Genomic DNA, 16278 nt, shown 5'->3' with positions numbered 1-16278 from the left:
CGTAAAAATATAAAACATCGCGCCGGTGGTTGATTAAGCACCTTTTATTTACATTACGGATGGTTATATGACCTACATTATTATTCATGCCCTTACGCCAATCTTCGTGATTATGTTATTGGGTTTTTACGCCGGCAAAGCAAAAATGGTGACCAACACCAATGTCTCCTTGCTCAATGTGTTTGTTATGGACTTTGCGTTACCTGCAGCGCTATTTAGTGCCACGGTGCAAACACCCTGGCGGGGCATCCTTAGCCAGTCACCACTGATTGTGTTGCTGGTGCTTTCCATGTGGATAGCCTATGCCGCCCTTTATTTTATCTGTATCAAGGTGTTCAAGAAGTCGCCCCAGGATGCAGCAGTATTAACCCTGACCGTCGCGTTGCCCAACTATGCCGCGCTGGGTCTGCCTATTCTAGGCAGTGTGTTGGGGGAAAATTCCACCACCTCGTTGTCGGTAGCGGTTTCCATTGCGTGCGGTTCAGTACTGATGACGCCGTTTTGTTTATTAATTCTGGAACGTGAAAAGGCCCGTGCCAACGGCGAGAACCGTGGCTCGGCGCTGAAAATGTTGCCGGTATTAATGTGGCGCTCGGTGACCAAACCCATTGTGTGGGGCCCCTTGCTCGGTGTCCTGCTGTCGGCCATTGGCCTGAGAATGCCGGAAATTGTGCTGACCGCCATTAAGCCATTGGGATTATCCGCCACCGCGGCGGCACTGTTTTTGACCGGGGTAATTCTCTCGGCGCGGAAATTGAAAATCAATGGCCCGGTGCTGGTCTCTTGTGTCACCAAAAACCTGATCCAGCCGTTTATTGCCTGGGGATTACTGCTGATGTTCGGTATCACGGGTCCATTGGCTGTGACCGCGGTATTGATGGTTGCCCTATCGGCCGGTTTCTTCGGCATTGTGTTTGGTAATCGCTTCGGTGTGCAGTCGCCGGATGCCGAGGCGACACTGCTGATAAGCTCCGTGTTGTGTATCCTGACCTTGCCGTTGTTTATCTCACTGACTGCCGGGCTTTAGTCGTCGAGGTGATAATGCATCCGATCCGGCCTCATGACCTGCTGTGGATCGACCGAGCCCAGCAGCTTGATTGGCACCTGCCGGCACCTGAATGGGTTGCCAGCCAATGGTCCAGTGCGCTGCCGCTGGTGGTGCGTCGAGATCACGGGTTATCCGGCCAGATCGCGGTGGGCGTGCGTGGCGCACAGCGAGGACAACGCGCCGCTGCCTGGGTACCGGCGACGGCTATCGTACGCACGGTCAGCCCTGAGGCGCTGATCGCGACATTACCCTCGATGGCATCCCGTGACGATGCCATTGCCCGGCACGGGTCACTCACGGTGCTGAGCGCCTTAGCTGCGCTGGCCCGCATTCAGTGGCCCTGGATCTGGGGCGTCACCGGCAGTTGTGGTTATATGCTGGCGACCGGGGTTAATGTCTGTACACCAAGCAGCGATCTCGACCTGTTGATCCGTTGCCCGGTTGCACAGACACGTGAAAACTTCGCGCCGTTGTTGGCCACCATCGCCACCTTGCCCTGTCGTGTCGATATTCAAGTAGAAACCCCCTTGGGCGGATGGGCTTTGCTGGAATGGCTTCGTGGTGGCAAGGTATTGATAAAGACCGATCGCGGGCCAGTAATCTGCCGTGATCCCTGGACTTTCCCCATGGAGCAGAGAACATCATGAAATTAATGCTGACCTTTCCTGGGCAGGGGCCGCAAGTGCCGGGCATGTTGCATCACCTGCCGGTGAGTGATGATGCTCGCGCGTTACTGGCTCAAGCCACTACGGTTCTGGGGGCCCCGGTTGACGAGTTAGATAGTGCAGAGGCGTTGCAGTCCACCCGTGCGGTACAGCTTTGTTTGTTTATCGCCGGCGTGGTTTACGCCCGTCAGGTGTTACACGCCGGCATTGCGGTTGATATGGTCAGCGGCCTGTCGATTGGCGCGTTTCCCGCCGCGGTGTGTGCGGGTGCGTTGTCCTATGCGGACGGGGTGCGCCTGGTGGCGTTGCGAGGCGAACTGATGCAGCAGGCTTACCCCGAGGGTTATGGACTCTCGGCCATTGCCGGGTTGTCACGTACGCAGGTGGAAAACCTGATCGCCCGTATCCACTCCCCGGCGCTGCCGGTCTATTTGGCCAATCTTAACGCCGAGGATCAGTTTGTGATTGCCGGCAGCGTGGAGGCCATGACGGCGGTATGCCATTTGGCCAGCGAACAGGGTGCCAGTCGGACTCAGCGCCTGGCCGTCAGTGTGCCGTCTCATTGTGAACTGCTCGCCGGGCCGGCGGATCAGTTGGCTCAAGCGATGGCCAAGGTCACGCTGCAGCGCCCGGAAATCGCTTATCTGAGCGGCAGTACCGGCCGCGTTATTTGGCAACCGGAACGCATCGCCGAAGATTTGGCGCGCAATATGGCCCGGCCGGTGCATTGGCAGGATGCCATGGTCAGCGCCTATGAACGTGATGTCCGCCTGGCGATTGAAATGCCACCGGGGACGGTGCTGACCGGCCTGACCAAAAGGGTCATGGCGCAAGGCGAGGCGCTGGCGTTAAGCCAACATCCGTTGTCATTAATCAACACGTTGGCCGGGCGTTTAATGAGGGATTAAACATAATGTGTCGGCCAACGGGGCGGGGTTATTGCGGTGGCTGAGTGCATACATACGGCCTTCGGCCACCAGCGCCAGCATGTCGGGATCCCGTTCGCGGTTGCGGGCGAAAACCAGCGCGATGGTCTGGCGCATTTGATACGCTGCCGCCAGTGTCATCAGGCGAACCGTATGTTGATAAATGCGGGTCATGCGGCCGGGTAGCAGACAATGCCCCACGCCGGCCTGTACCAGATTTATCATGGAAAAAATATCGTTGACGTGGGTGACAATCTGCGGCTCGAACCCTGCCACCTGAAACGCCTCTTTAAACCCGTGGTACGTGGCAAAACCTTCACTCAGGGAGACAAATTTTTCATTCCTAAAATCACGTAAATCCGCAGGCCCGCTGACCGCTGGCGATGTGGCCGGTGATGCCAGATAGATATCGTCCTTAAACAAGGGCAACACTTCATAACGCGTTGGGTCAATTTGTGCATCGCTTACCGAGATCAAAATAGCATCGAGCTGCTGTTGATCGAGCTTAAGCAGTAAATCCTGATTCGATCCCATTAGCAGCTCAAGCTCCAGCAATGGGCGTCGCAGTTTTAATCCCATGATCAACTGCGGTATCGTATCCAGGGTGAGGGAATATAGGGTGCCAAGCTTAAGGCGGCCTTGGCCGACCCCGCCGGTTTTGCGGGTTTCCTCAACGCCGCGGCGCATCAGATCGGATACTTCGCGGGCATATTCGGCCAGGGTTTCGGCGGCGGGCAGCGGCGTAAGGTTGCGTCCCTGATGAACAAACAGCGGGCAGCGGATGCCTTCTTCTAAGGTATGCAGCGCACGGTGAACACTTACCGTGCTCAAATCCAGTTGTTCTGCAGTGCGACTGATATTGCGTTTATCCATAAACGCCAAGAAGATCTCCAATTTACGAAAAGTGATATCGTTTTCCAGCATAAAATAAAATCCATCCCGACGGGAGCAAGGGCGCTGAGTGCCGGTTTGGTCTATGCCAACACCGGGTGGCAAAAGGGAATATCCGGTGCGAGCTCAGGGCTCATATTCCAGCCAGAGAAATTGATACGCGGTCAGACTCAGCGTTTGGTTTCCTACTATATCCTGATAACGTATCACATCATGGTAATATCCGTCAGGCAGGACACAGTCGATGGTTCTGGCGGTGAGATTAAAGAGACACAATATATGTTGTGTTGTGCCGTGACGACGAAAAACAAACAGCGCGTTATCCCACTCCATCACCTCCATTAGGGCATCTGGATGAAAGGCGGCCAGTTGCCGCCGCCGCTGAATCAGTGCGCTGAGCTGTTGAAAGACCCTTGAGCGCAGCGACGTCCTCTCATCCAACGCCGACTCAATCTCTTTTAGGGGATATTTTTCGCGATTCACCGCACGGTTGTGGCCAGCGGCCTTCACCCCTTCATAATCATTGCGTGAGCCGAGAATGCTTTGTACATACACTGCGGGCACTCCGGGAAACGCCAATAAAATAGCGTGTGCCAGTAAAAAACGGTCCAGGCGCGTGTCGTCGTTATCCTGACGGCGATTGAGTGCGTCCATAAAGGTCACATTGATTTCATAAGGGCTGGTGGTGCCATCGGTATTTTGTTTATAGGACACCAGCGCCCCTTCGGATTCCAAATCACGCACCAGGCTATTGATCTCGATTTCCGGCAAAATACCGCGCAGTGGGTTCATACCGATGCCGTCGTGAGAGGCCAGAAAATTGAGGAAGCTATGCTCGCCCTGGCCGTGTTCCAGTGAGGCAGCCCATTGCCGGATTGCTCGACTGTTACCGTTATGAATAGCGTGCAATACCAAGGGCGGTAATGGGAATTGGTAAACCATTTGCGCTTCATCATGGCCGTTGCCGAAATAGCTAATGTTGTCTTTATGCGGCACGTTGGTTTCCGTGATGATCACGGTACCGGGCGCGACATCATCCACAATGGCCCGCAGCAGTTTCACCACCAGATGAGTCTTGGGCAGGTGGATGCAGCGCGTGCCAATCTCCTTGCAAAGATAGCCGACCGCGTCCAGGCGAATATAATCTGCGCCTTGGGTTAAATAATGTAATAAGACGCCGATGATGGCGATCATCACGTGGGGATCGGCAAAATTCAGATCAACCTGATCGGCGCTGAAGGTGGTCCACAAAAACCGAGTTTCTTGGTCTTGCATGACAAAGGGAGTCAATAGCGGCGACGTGCGGGGACGGGTGACGGAACCGAGATCGGTGGCGGGAGGAACACTGATAAAAAAATGCTCAAAATCCGTTTGTTGCTCAAGGTAATTCGACAGCCATTTACTGTGCGCGGAGATATGGTTACAGACAAAATCAAACATCAGCCGCGTGGATTGATGGAGCCGGGTGATATCTTGCCAACTGCCCACGATACGATTGACCTGATGATAATCAATCACTGAAAAGCCATCGTCCGAGGAGTAGGGATAAAATGGCAGTAAATGGACCACATTAAACGTTGATTGCAGACGCTGCTCAAAAAAAGACGTCAAGGTCGCCAGGGTCGGCTGTTCCGCCACCATAAACTGGTCGGCATAGGTGATAAGCACCACATCCTGCTCATCCCAATGCAGCTTGCGTGGCTGATGAAGCGTCGATTTGGCAAAGCTGATTTTACTTTTGATGCTATCAATTTGTACTTGAGTCAGCGATGAGGCATAAATTTGCTCAAGCAAATGAATAATGGCTTCCATTATTGCACCTTGTAGGAGTGGCAACGTCCAAAAACAACACGACCGCAACGTTAACGCTATGTTTTTAATGTAGGCACTGACAGCAAAAGCGCAAACCGGTTATAGGCCGTGGTGTAGGGGCAACATGATTTTTTGGCCAACAAAGGCCTAAAAGAACAATTTATAGACAATGGGTTATCTTGTCAGCCGTTTTATGGGGCATTGAGGAAAATCGCCCTAATGCCCGGCTACCACCGGATTAACCCTGAGCCGGTAGTAAGGTATCGCGCAGTTAGCGCCTTCGGGACAATGACGACAGTGTCCCGTCAGGTCGACAGTATTCGGTTCTTCGACGCGTTCAGCTTTGCCCATCAGCACCAGCTGTTCCAGCATGGCCTCGGTCATGGCGGTGGGCTGGTTTAAGCTGGCGCTGAGTTGCCTGACGTTGGCTTGACCATTTAACGCCAAGGCATCACGTAACTGTAGCAGATCGGCCATGGTTGAATTCCTTAATGGCAGCTTCCGCCAGAAGTGCTTATGCAACAGGATTTTTTCCCATTGTCGGGTAAGCTAATTGTAAAATGATTGCGCATCAGGTACAGCCCCAGCACAAACAGCACATTAACCACAACAACAATGACGAGGCTCAAGGCGCTGGTGAACGGATGGGCGCTAAAAGTAGCCACCTGGTAGAACAGGGTAGCCAACGAATAAGCCACGTTGATTCCCCAGACGATGGATAATGTCATCCAGCCGCGGCTACTTTCCCGGGCGATGGCACCCATGACCGAAACACAAGGCACGTACAGCAACACAAAAATCAGATAGCTGTAGGCGGAAATGGCTGACCCGAACTTTTCGCTCATCACGCCCATGGAACGACCGGACATTTCCCCATCGCCTTTACTGGCTTCAATCGGATTGGACAGTACGCTCAAGCTAAAGGTCTGTTTGAGATTTTGCCAGGTTTGGGTTACTCCGTCGGTAAGTTCAGCGAGTAAGTCGAATTTTTGCGGGTCGAAAGGCGCATTGGTAATATGCTCGGCGGTATATAAGGTATTAAGCGTGCCCACCACCACTTCTTTGGCCATGGCGCCGGTAACCAGCCCTACGGTGGCCTGCCAGTTATCCTCATGTACACCCATCGGCGCCAGCAGTGGCGTCAAGACTTTACTGACCGAAGCCAGTGCTGAGTCGTTGATATCATTCACCGCAGTACCTTGCAGGGAAAAGCTGTTTAGCGCCCCGATAAAGATACTGGCGATGATAATGACTTTGCCCGCGCGTAGCACGAACCCTTTTAATCTTTGCCAGGTTTGCAGCAGTAGGCTCTTGATGTGGGGTATGTGATATACCGGCAGTTCCATGATAAAGGGCATGGCTTCGCCACGCATAATGGTGAATTTGAGCAACAGCCCGGTCAATACCGCCACGACGATGCCCAGCAGGTACAACGAGAAGACTACCGACGCGCCGTTCTGGCCAAAAAAAGCGGCGGCAAACACGGCAAAAATGGCCAATCGTGCACCGCACGACATAAACGGCGCCATCATGATGGTGATCAGGCGTTCACGCGGCGCATCCAGCGTTCTGGCACCCATCACTGAGGGAACATTACAGCCGAAGCCGACAATGAGCGGTACAAAGGATTTGCCCGGCAAGCCCAGCGCCTGCATCATCCGATCCATGACAAAGGCTGCCCGTGCCATATATCCCGAGTCTTCCATAAACGAGAGAAACAGATACATCATGCCGATTTGCGGAATCAGCGGCAGCACCGTATTGATCCCCCCGCCAATCCCCTGAGCCAGGAATATCGTCAGCCAGCGCGGGAAATGCAGCATATGGCCAAGCCATTGGGTACCGTCAATAAACAATGCCGTTGACCCGATGTCGAACAGCGGTTGCAGCGCGCCGCCAATGTTGATGGCCATCACGAACATCAGGTACATCACAAAAAAGAAAATCGGCACACCCAACCACCGGTTAAGTACCAGCGCATCGAGTTTGCTGGTCATCACATTTGCCAGCGTAAGATGACTATTGCTTACGGATTCGCAGATATCGGTGATTTTCTGGTAACGGGCATTGGCAATCAGCAACGCCGGGTCATCGTCAACGGTGGCTTTTATCTGCGCAAACGCATCCAATGAACCGGAAAACTGCGCACGACCATAAACATCTCCTTCCAGGATTTGCAGTGCCAGCCAGCGGCGTTGCGGATCAGTCAAGTTATCAGGGAGAAACGGCAGCAGTTGTCCGACGGCGCGAGTGATGGCTTCGGGGTAATTGATACCCAGGGGGGCAGCGTCGCGAGCGCCTTTATCAATTTCAAGTTTGAGTCGATCAATGCCGCGTGCGCGTGTGGAAACCAACGGCACTACCGGACAACCTAACCGCAGAGCGAGCGCCGGGATATCGATTTCAACGTGCTGATCTTTGGCGATATCAAGCATATTGAGCGCCACGATACAAGGCACGCCGAGCTCCAGAAGCTGCAGGGTAAGATAGAGATTGCGCTCCAGGTTTGACGCATCCACCACGTTGATCAAAAAATCGGCTTCTTGTCCCATGATAAAACGGCAGGCGATTTGTTCATCCAGCGAAGCCTGCTGCGAAATGGTGGTCAGGGAGTAGGTGCCTGGTAAATCAATGACCTGTACTCGATGTACGGCAGTGGAAAATACACCTTCTTTACGTTCCACCGTGACGCCGGCCCAGTTGCCGACCCGCTGGTGAGCACCGGTCAGCTGATTGAACAGTGTGGTTTTGCCTGCGTTGGGATTACCGATTAAACCGACGGTGAGCTTTTTCATATCCAGCGAATATCCATAAAATGACTGAATGGCCGTATGTGGCGAACCGGGTCGCCTTAAATGAGCGCAACGGAACCGAAATGGTGGGTGTGGCCATATTATCCAGCATCAGTTGGGAAAGATCTTTCCTTCGCAACGCCAATTGCATTCTGCGCGTTTCGATTTGGATCGGATCGCCGAGCGGCGCAACACGAATCACCTGGAACGACGATCCCGGCAGCATGCCCAATGACAATAGTTTTTGTCGGTATGCCGGACTGATGTCCTTGGCATAACCGGTAATTCTATAAAAATGGTGTGGCAAAAGATGCATATGACCTTCTTTTATACCTGAGTAGGCACCGCGGGATGCTCTTGCTTGCCGCCTTCTTGCAACTCGCAATATTTAGGGTATATATGACATTATTTAATACATTGTTTAATTGGTTTATTAAACCAATTTAGCCCGTTCGCTGATGACAGCGCATTGGCTTAATTTTGCACAATGAATTGATGGTCTTACGTTGCCGATTGAATAATTCTCGACCGAAAATAAGGGTAAAACCGATTCACTCAGTTCTGTAGTTTTAACACCAATAGCTCTCATTAGCAAATGAAACTTATTCGTATATGGGTTAAAGGGGATGAAGGTTCAATGTTTAATTTAATTAATATTTATCAATGATATTAGTATGTTAAAGATATTAATATATTTGATTATGATTAATGAAATAATAAGACATTATTTGCAAATGCTAAATGATAATTAATGTTAATAATTAAGAATGGAATGTTAAATACTCTATCTGAATATTAATGAAGGGAGGCAAAAGTTATCGCCGATTATGGCGCGTTTTCCCTTTCGCCATAAGTTTTAAGCGGACCATGGTAACAACGCCATGGTCCGCCCGTCATCCCTTGCTGCTTATGAGCGTTTTTTACCCAGCGCTGCTGCCAGCGCGTCACCCATCATGCTATTGCCAGCAACCGATGGCCCCTTGGGGCGTGATTTGGCTGCGGGACGAGGCGCGGTGTCGCGTCGTTTTTCGTTAGCGTCACGGCGGGTGAGTGTTTCGCCGGGCTGCTCGTCCAGACGCATGGTGAGGGCAATGCGTTTGCGCGGCAAATCCACATCCATCACCTTGACCTTGACGATATCCCCGGCCTTGACCACTTTATGGGGATCCTCGACAAAACTTGTCGACAGAGACGAGATATGCACCAGCCCGTCCTGATGGACGCCGATATCCACAAAGGCACCGAAGTTGGTGACATTGGTGACGGTACCCTCAAGAATCATGCCCAGCGTCAAATCCTGGAGGGTTTCCACACCATCGGCAAAGGTGGCAGTCTTAAATTCCGGCCGCGGATCGCGCCCGGGCTTTTCCAATTCCCGCAAGATATCGGTCACCGTCGGCAGGCCGACACGTTCATCGATAAATTGTGCCGGACTTAAGGAACGCAGCGCGTTGGCATTGCCCATGAGTGTATCCAGCGAGAGCGCCGTCGCCTTGAGAATGCGTTCGACCACTGGATAACTTTCCGGGTGGACCGTGGAGGCATCCAGCGGATTGGCACCCTGATTGATGCGCAAAAATCCTGCGCACTGTTCAAAGGCTTTTGGCCCGAGTCGACCCACTTTCAACAGTTGATTTCGATCGCGAAACTGACCATTCTCATCGCGCCAGCTCACAATATTCTGGGCTATCATCCGGGTCAGGCCCGCGACACGGGTGAGCAGTGGCACCGAGGCGGTATTAAGATCAACGCCGACGGCGTTAACGCAGTCCTCCACCACTGTATCGAGTTTTTTAGCCAACAGGCTTTGGCTGACGTCATGCTGATATTGGCCAACGCCAATAGCTTTAGGATCGATTTTAACCAGTTCCGCCAGTGGATCTTGCAACCGGCGCGCAATGGAAACCGCGCCACGCAGCGAAACGTCCAGATCGGGAAACTCCTGAGCCGCCAGTTCAGACGCTGAGTACACCGACGCGCCGGCCTCACTGACAATGACTTTTTGTGCGGTGACGTTAGGGAACTGTTCTTTAACCTGCGCGAAAAAGCGTTCGGTTTCCCGCGACGCGGTGCCGTTGCCGATCGCCACCAATTCCACCTGGTGCTTAAGACACAGTGCCGCGATTGACGCCAGCGATTTGGCCGTCTGACCAGTGTGGGGATAAATGGTGTCGGTAGCCACCAACTTGCCGGTAGCATCCACGACTGCGACCTTCACGCCGGTACGCAGACCCGGGTCCAGGCCCATGGTGGCGCGCAAACCTGCCGGGGCCGCCATCATCAGGTCATGCATATTGCGGGCAAATACCGCAATAGCCTCTTCTTCGGCCTTTTCTCTGATGCTGCCCATCAACTCTGTTTCGAGATGCAGCAAAATCTTGATGCGCCAGGTCCAGCTAATCACCGATTTACGCCAGGCGTCCGCCGGCGCCTGGTTCAGGCGTACCTGCAAATGCTCGATTATCATCTGCTCGCAGTAACTTTCACGTGGTGCTTCATCGGCGTGCGGGTCGGCGTTCAGGGCAAGTTGTAATATGCCTTCGTTACGGCCGCGGAACATGGCCAACGCACGGTGGGAAGGGACCTGGGCCAGGGGCTCATGATGGGCGAAATAATCGCGAAATTTAGCACCCGCCTCCTCTTTACCGGCGATAACCGTAGCGACCAGATGCGCATTTTTCCACAGATAGTGGCGAAGTTTTGCCAACAACGCGGCGTCCTCGGCAAAACGCTCCATCAGGATATAACGTGCACCGTCCAATGCCGCTTTGGTATCGGCAACGCCCTTATCGGCCTGAATATAGTCTGCTGCCGTCTCTTCGGGCTGCCGATCGGGATGCTGCCACAGCAGGTCAGCCAGTGGCTCCAGCCCCGCTTCAATCGCGATTTGTCCGCGGGTGCGGCGTTTGATTTTATAGGGCAGATAAAGGTCTTCCAGCTCGGTTTTACTCAGCGTGGCATTAATCGCTCCGGCCAGTTGTTCGGTCAATTTGCCCTGTTCGCCTATGGCTTTAAGAATAGTCTGACGTCGATCCTCAAGCTCGCGCAGATAACCGAGGCGGGATTCCAGTTGGCGCAGTTGGGTATCATCCAGGCCACCGGTAACCTCTTTACGATAGCGTGAGATAAAAGGAACGGTATTTCCTTCATCCAACAAGCGGATCGCGGCATCGACCTGCTCAGGGCGGGCTTTCAGCTCAGCGGCAATAAGGCGATTCAAAGGTTCATTCATCATGCTTTCTTGTTTGTCATCACGTGGTAAGTAACATATTCAGAGCACCGTTATACGTATTGCGCCGCCAAAATACCAGCCGTCTATCCTCGCCTGGTCTATGTTATATTTCCAGAGAATGGATTTAACTTCTAGCGAACGGTCCCGATGAAAACCAATCTTATCACGCGCAAAGGCTACCAAGAACTCCAGGATGAACTTGATCACCTCTGGAAACGCTATCGCCCCGAAATTACCGAAAAGGTGTCCTGGGCCGCGAGCTTGGGCGATCGTAGTGAAAATGCCGATTATCACTACAATAAAAAAATACTGCGGGAGATCGATCGTCGGGTTCGTTATTTGCGTCGGGTGCTGAAAGAGGCGCGGGTGGTAGATTATTCACCGCAGCAGGAAGGTAAGGTATTTTTTGGCGCTTGGGTCGAAGTGGAAAATGAACAAGGCGAATGCCTACGTTTTCGAATTGTCGGGCCGGACGAGATTTTTAAGCATAAAGGTTATATTTCCATTGATTCGCCGATGGCCAGGGCATTAATTAAAAAATCGGTGGATGACGAGGCGGTGGTGGTGACGCCTAGCGGCCCCCAGAACTGGAACGTGAACGCTATTTCATATCAAGGTCCATTAAGCGAGTAATCAGGCGATGCCAGACCATGGCATGGGAACACTGCAGGTGGTTATTTGCACGTCATCGCCTTATATTTGATAAATATAAGTGCACTAATGTTTACATTGCTGAGGGTAAAGGGAACAATCATCCTTATCAGGACATTTTCCGCCAGACAGCAGGGATATGTGGATAAATTGAGGGGTTGACCAGTAATAATCGCCAAAATGGCCACAAATTTACCTAAAGTGTGGATAACTACGTATTTCCATATGCTTTGTAACAATTTTGCTTAGAATATACACCTGAAACCGCTGTCAGTGGCGTACAGGTTTCTGAACAATACGCATACGGGCGTATCGCCTTTGGAGAAAGAGAATGCAAGAGAACTACAAGATTCTGGTAGTAGATGACGATATGCGTTTACGGGCACTGTTGGAGCGTTATTTGACCGAACAGGGTTTTCAGGTGCGTAGCGTTGCCAATGCGGAACAAATGGATCGTTTATTAACCCGTGAATCGTTCCATCTCATGGTCCTTGATTTGATGCTGCCCGGCGAAGACGGTCTATCCATTTGCCGTCGACTGCGCAGCCAGAGCAATCCGATGCCGATCATTATGGTGACGGCCAAAGGCGAGGAAGTGGACCGCATTGTTGGTTTGGAAATTGGCGCTGACGATTATATTCCCAAGCCGTTTAACCCGCGTGAGCTATTAGCGCGTATCCGTGCCGTACTGCGTCGCCAGGCCAATGAATTACCCGGTGCTCCCTCACAGGAAGAAGCGATTATCTCCTTCGGTAAGTTCAAGCTTAATCTTGGTACCCGCGAGATGTTCCGTGAAGATGAACCGATGCCGTTGACCAGTGGTGAATTTGCCGTGCTCAAAGCGCTGGTGAGCCATCCACGCGAGCCGCTGTCCCGAGATAAATTGATGAATTTGGCCCGTGGTCGTGAATATAGCGCCATGGAACGCTCCATTGACGTACAGATATCTCGCTTGCGCCGCATGGTCGAGGAAGATCCCGCCCATCCGCGCTATATCCAAACCGTCTGGGGTTTAGGGTATGTCTTTGTGCCGGACGGCAGTAAAGCATGAAGCGATGGCGCTTCTCTCCGCGCAGCTCTTTTGCTCGGAGTTTGCTGTTAATCGTTACCTTGCTGTTTGTCAGCTTGGTGACGACGTACCTCGTAGTGCTAAATTTTGCAATATTGCCTAGTTTACAACAGTTTAACAAGGTGCTGGCCTACGAAGTCAGAATGTTGATGACTGACCACCTGCAGCTTGAAGACGGCACTCTGTTGGAAGTTCCTCCGGCTTTTCGCCGTGAAATTTACCGTGAATTGGGCATTTCCCTTTACACCAACGCCGCTGCAGAAGACCGCGGGCTCCGGTGGGCACAGCATTATCAATTTTTAAGCCAGCAGATGGCCCAGCAACTGGGTGGCCCCACCGATGTCCGGGTCGAGGTGACCAAGAATTCTCCCGTGGTCTGGCTTAAGACCTGGTTATCGCCGGATATTTGGGTGCGCATTCCGCTAACCGAAATTCACCAAGGGGATTTTTCACCTCTATTCCGTTATACCCTGGCCATTATGCTACTGGCTATTGGCGGAGCCTGGCTGTTTATCCGCATGCAAAATCGCCCCTTGGTGGATTTAGAGCATGCGGCGCTGCAGGTGGGCAAGGGTATCATTCCGCCACCGTTGCGAGAATATGGCGCCTCGGAGGTGCGTTCCGTGACCCGGGCATTCAATCAGATGACCTCCGGCGTCAAGATGCTGGCCGACGATCGAACCTTGCTTATGGCGGGTGTCAGCCATGATTTGCGTACGCCGCTGACGCGAATTCGCTTGGCCACCGAGATGATGAACCGCGAAGACGGCTATTTGGCTGAATCTATCAATAAAGATATTGAAGAGTGTAATGCGATAATTGAACAGTTCATCGATTATTTGCGAACCGGCCAGGAAATGCAGACTGAAATGGCCGATCTTAACGGTATCCTGGCAGAAGTGGTGGCCGCCGAAAGTGGTTATGAACGGATTATTGAAACCGCGATGTGTGACGAGGAACTGATCGTCAACGTCAATCCCTTATCGATTAAGCGGGCGTTGGCGAATATGGTGGTCAACGCTGCTCGTTATGGCAATGGGTGGATCAGGGTACACAGCGGCCAGCAAGCGGATCGTGTGTGGTTTGAGGTCGAAGATGATGGCCCGGGGATCGAGCCTTCCCAGCTTAACTACCTGTTACAACCCTTTGTGCGCGGTGACAGCGCACGCAGTACCAGTGGCACGGGTTTGGGACTGGCTATCGTGCAACGCATTATCGATGCGCACAATGGTACCCTGGAAATCGGTCGCAGTGAGCGGGGTGGTCTACGTATCCGCGCCTATCTGCCGCTACCGGCAACCTTGCCGGACAACCCGGTAGGCAACGCGCAGCGTAAATCCGTCTGACAGTGGGTTCGATATTGACAATAACCCTGCCCCTGAGGCCCGCAAAAGGATCTTTTTCCTCCGGGCCCCAAGGGCAGGGTTGACGTTTGACTTATTGCTATACCCGTTATGTTTCGACCGGCAGGGGGCGGTGCTCAGTTCCCCGATTCCCTTACGGGGGTAAGTTCATCGGGACTTACTCGCCGCCCATGCGCAGATCGACAACACTGGCGTCTATAACTATAATTTCGGACCGGCCTTGATCAAGGCTTGTCCCGCAGCAGTATCGGTATATTTATCAAAGTTGGTGATAAACCGGTGAGCCAGATCGTTGGCTTTATCCTGCCATTCTTGTGGTTTGGCATACGTTTGGCGCGGATCCAGAATATGATCGTCCACCCCGGTCAGATGCAAAGGCACCGCCAAGTTGAACACCGGGAGTGTCACGGTTTCCACGTCATCAATTTCACCGCTCAGAATGGCGTTGATGATGGTGCGGGTATCTTTGATGGAGATGCGTTTGCCGGTACCATTCCAGCCGGTATTGACCAGATAAGCCTTTGCTCCGGCAGCGTTCATGCGTTTTGCCAAAACGCCGGCATATTGCGTTGGATGGAGTGACAAAAACGCCGCGCCAAAGCAGGCCGAGAAGGTGGGAACAGGGGCGGTAACGCCGACTTCCGTACCGGCCAATTTGGCGGTAAAACCGGATAAGAAATGGTACTGTGCCTGCTCAACAGTCAACCTGGACACTGGTGGCAGTACGCCAAAGGCATCGGCGGTGAGGAAGATGACTTTTGAAGCATGGCCCGCTTTCGAAATCGGTTTGACAATATTTTCGATATGATAAATCGGATAAGAAACCCGGGTATTTTCGGTCTTGCTGGCATCATCAAAATCCACACTGCCGTCGGCTCTGACCACCACGTTTTCCAACAGCGCGTCGCGGCGAATAGCATGGTAAATTTCCGGTTCGGCTTCTTCGGACAGGCGAATGGTCTTGGCGTAACATCCCCCTTCGAAGTTAAACACCCCATCGTCATCCCAACCGTGCTCATCATCACCAATGAGTCGACGGTGTGGATCGGTGGAGAGCGTGGTTTTGCCGGTACCTGACAAACCAAAGAAAATCGCCACATCACCATCATTGCCCACATTGGCTGAACAGTGCATGGCAGCAATGCCTTGCAGCGGCAGAAAGTAGTTCATCATTGAGAACATGCCTTTCTTCATTTCACCGCCGTACCAGGTACCGCCGATCAGCTGCATTTTTTCCGTGAGGTTGAAGGCGACAAAGTTTTCCGAATGTAACCCCTGTTTCTCCCAGTCGGGATTAGTGCATTTGGCGCCGTTCATCACCACGAAATCCGGCGTAAAGTCTGCGAGTTCTTCTTTGGAAGGACGAATAAACATATTGATGACGAAATGCGCCTGCCAAGCGACTTCGGTAATAAAACGTACTTTTAGGCGGCTATTTTCATTGGCGCCGCAAAAGGCGTCAACGACAAATAGGCGTTTGCCCGATAATTGATTGCCGACCAGCTGCTTTAGCTGGCTCCAGGTTTCCTGGCTGAGGGGATGGTTATCGTTGTTACCCTTACCTTGATCGGACCACCAGACGGTATCTCGGGTGACTTCATCACGGACCAGATATTTATCTTTTGGGGAGCGTCCGGTGAAAATACCCGTGTCCACGGCCACAGCACCTGATTGGGTAATCGTCCCGCGCTCAAATCCTGTTAATGATTCGGTGGTCTCTTCCTGGAAAAGAAATGCAAAACCTGGGTTGTAAATGACCTCGCTGCTATCGCTGATACCATAGCCGACAAGGTCTTGCGCGGTTATACCATAACTTGCCATCTGATGA

General features: G+C 52.5%; 12 protein-coding genes and 1 pseudogene. 6 read left to right on the top strand and 7 right to left on the bottom strand.

The genetic code is table 11. The features are described 5' to 3' along the window. Nucleotides 1-67: 67 nt before the first annotated feature. From SJI19_RS10230 to mdcH, 3 genes are read left to right on the top strand one after another with little or no spacing between them, the layout of a single operon-like run. On the top strand, nucleotides 68-1027 hold the full coding sequence (locus SJI19_RS10230) for an AEC family transporter (protein ID WP_323478156.1): 960 nt from the start codon (nucleotides 68-70) through the stop codon (nucleotides 1025-1027). A gap of 14 nt (nucleotides 1028-1041) precedes the next feature. After that, complete coding sequence (locus SJI19_RS10225) at nucleotides 1042-1695, top strand: malonate decarboxylase holo-ACP synthase (protein WP_323478155.1); 654 nt, start codon at nucleotides 1042-1044, stop codon at nucleotides 1693-1695. Beyond that, entirely contained in the window at nucleotides 1692-2621 is a 930-nt protein-coding gene (gene mdcH / locus SJI19_RS10220) for a malonate decarboxylase subunit epsilon (RefSeq protein ID WP_323478154.1), read from the top strand. The genes SJI19_RS10225 and mdcH overlap by 4 nt, the downstream gene beginning before the upstream one ends. Here the strand turns inward: mdcH and SJI19_RS10215 are convergent. From SJI19_RS10215 to SJI19_RS10190, 6 genes and pseudogenes are all read right to left on the bottom strand, one after another. Beyond that, on the bottom strand, nucleotides 2607-3563 hold the full coding sequence (locus SJI19_RS10215) for a LysR family transcriptional regulator (protein ID WP_323478153.1): 957 nt from the start codon (nucleotides 3561-3563) through the stop codon (nucleotides 2607-2609). The two genes, mdcH and SJI19_RS10215, sit on opposite strands and share 15 nt — an antisense overlap. Nucleotides 3564-3656: 93 nt before the next feature. Continuing rightward, on the bottom strand, nucleotides 3657-5342 hold the full coding sequence (locus SJI19_RS10210; protein ID WP_323478152.1) for a sugar phosphorylase: 1686 nt from the start codon (nucleotides 5340-5342) through the stop codon (nucleotides 3657-3659). Nucleotides 5343-5558: 216 nt separating this feature from the next. Then, on the bottom strand, nucleotides 5559-5819 hold the full coding sequence (locus SJI19_RS10205) for a FeoC-like transcriptional regulator (protein WP_323478151.1): 261 nt from the start codon (nucleotides 5817-5819) through the stop codon (nucleotides 5559-5561). An 11-nt stretch (nucleotides 5820-5830) separates the two neighbouring features. Next, the gene (feoB, locus tag SJI19_RS10200) at nucleotides 5831-8137 is read right to left on the bottom strand and encodes a Fe(2+) transporter permease subunit FeoB (RefSeq protein WP_323478150.1); all 2307 of its coding nucleotides are present in this window, start codon (nucleotides 8135-8137) and stop codon (nucleotides 5831-5833) included. A gap of 100 nt (nucleotides 8138-8237) precedes the next feature. Then, a pseudogene (feoA, locus tag SJI19_RS10195) lies at nucleotides 8238-8450 on the bottom strand (ferrous iron transporter A); the annotation flags it as partial. Nucleotides 8451-9041: 591 nt separating this feature from the next. Continuing rightward, nucleotides 9042-11366, bottom strand: a complete 2325-nt coding sequence (locus tag SJI19_RS10190; protein ID WP_416347530.1) for a Tex family protein — start codon at nucleotides 11364-11366, stop codon at nucleotides 9042-9044. Between the two features lie 147 nt (nucleotides 11367-11513). On the opposite strand from SJI19_RS10190, the gene greB reads away from it, so the two are divergent. The 3 genes from greB to envZ all read left to right on the top strand — a co-directional run bounded on the left by greB (nucleotide 11514) and on the right by envZ (nucleotide 14432). Beyond that, complete coding sequence (gene greB / locus SJI19_RS10185; RefSeq protein WP_323478148.1) at nucleotides 11514-11999, top strand: transcription elongation factor GreB; 486 nt, start codon at nucleotides 11514-11516, stop codon at nucleotides 11997-11999. Between the two features lie 349 nt (nucleotides 12000-12348). Continuing rightward, complete coding sequence (ompR, locus tag SJI19_RS10180) at nucleotides 12349-13068, top strand: two-component system response regulator OmpR (RefSeq protein ID WP_323478147.1); 720 nt, start codon at nucleotides 12349-12351, stop codon at nucleotides 13066-13068. Beyond that, nucleotides 13065-14432 (top strand): two-component system sensor histidine kinase EnvZ, encoded by a 1368-nt coding sequence (envZ, locus tag SJI19_RS10175; RefSeq protein WP_323478146.1) that lies wholly within the window; start codon nucleotides 13065-13067, stop codon nucleotides 14430-14432. The genes ompR and envZ overlap by 4 nt, the downstream gene beginning before the upstream one ends. A gap of 219 nt (nucleotides 14433-14651) precedes the next feature. On the opposite strand, the gene pckA is transcribed toward envZ, so the two are convergent. Further along, the gene (gene pckA / locus SJI19_RS10170) at nucleotides 14652-16271 is read right to left on the bottom strand and encodes a phosphoenolpyruvate carboxykinase (ATP) (protein WP_323478145.1); all 1620 of its coding nucleotides are present in this window, start codon (nucleotides 16269-16271) and stop codon (nucleotides 14652-14654) included. Nucleotides 16272-16278: the final 7 nt, after the last annotated feature.

The organism is Acerihabitans sp. TG2, assembly GCF_035013185.1.
In the GTDB taxonomy this organism is placed as follows: Bacteria; Pseudomonadota; Gammaproteobacteria; order Enterobacterales; family Enterobacteriaceae; genus Acerihabitans.
The sequence above is the reverse complement of the archived record's forward strand: the minus strand, read 5'-3'. Positions and strand labels throughout refer to the sequence as shown.

Coding starts and splice junctions, on each gene's coding strand:
- envZ (WP_323478146.1), top strand. CDS start 13,065: ATGAAGCGATGGCGCTTCTCTCCGCGCAGCTCTTTTGCTCGGAGTTTG.
- SJI19_RS10210 (WP_323478152.1), bottom strand. CDS start 5,342: ATGGAAGCCATTATTCATTTGCTTGAGCAAATTTATGCCTCATCGCTG.
- feoB (WP_323478150.1), bottom strand. CDS start 8,137: ATGAAAAAGCTCACCGTCGGTTTAATCGGTAATCCCAACGCAGGCAAA.
- pckA (WP_323478145.1), bottom strand. CDS start 16,271: ATGGCAAGTTATGGTATAACCGCGCAAGACCTTGTCGGCTATGGTATC.
- ompR (WP_323478147.1), top strand. CDS start 12,349: ATGCAAGAGAACTACAAGATTCTGGTAGTAGATGACGATATGCGTTTA.
- SJI19_RS10230 (WP_323478156.1), top strand. CDS start 68: ATGACCTACATTATTATTCATGCCCTTACGCCAATCTTCGTGATTATG.
- SJI19_RS10225 (WP_323478155.1), top strand. CDS start 1,042: ATGCATCCGATCCGGCCTCATGACCTGCTGTGGATCGACCGAGCCCAG.
- SJI19_RS10215 (WP_323478153.1), bottom strand. CDS start 3,563: ATGCTGGAAAACGATATCACTTTTCGTAAATTGGAGATCTTCTTGGCG.
- mdcH (WP_323478154.1), top strand. CDS start 1,692: ATGAAATTAATGCTGACCTTTCCTGGGCAGGGGCCGCAAGTGCCGGGC.
- SJI19_RS10205 (WP_323478151.1), bottom strand. CDS start 5,819: ATGGCCGATCTGCTACAGTTACGTGATGCCTTGGCGTTAAATGGTCAA.
- greB (WP_323478148.1), top strand. CDS start 11,514: ATGAAAACCAATCTTATCACGCGCAAAGGCTACCAAGAACTCCAGGAT.
- SJI19_RS10190 (WP_416347530.1), bottom strand. CDS start 11,366: ATGAATGAACCTTTGAATCGCCTTATTGCCGCTGAGCTGAAAGCCCGC.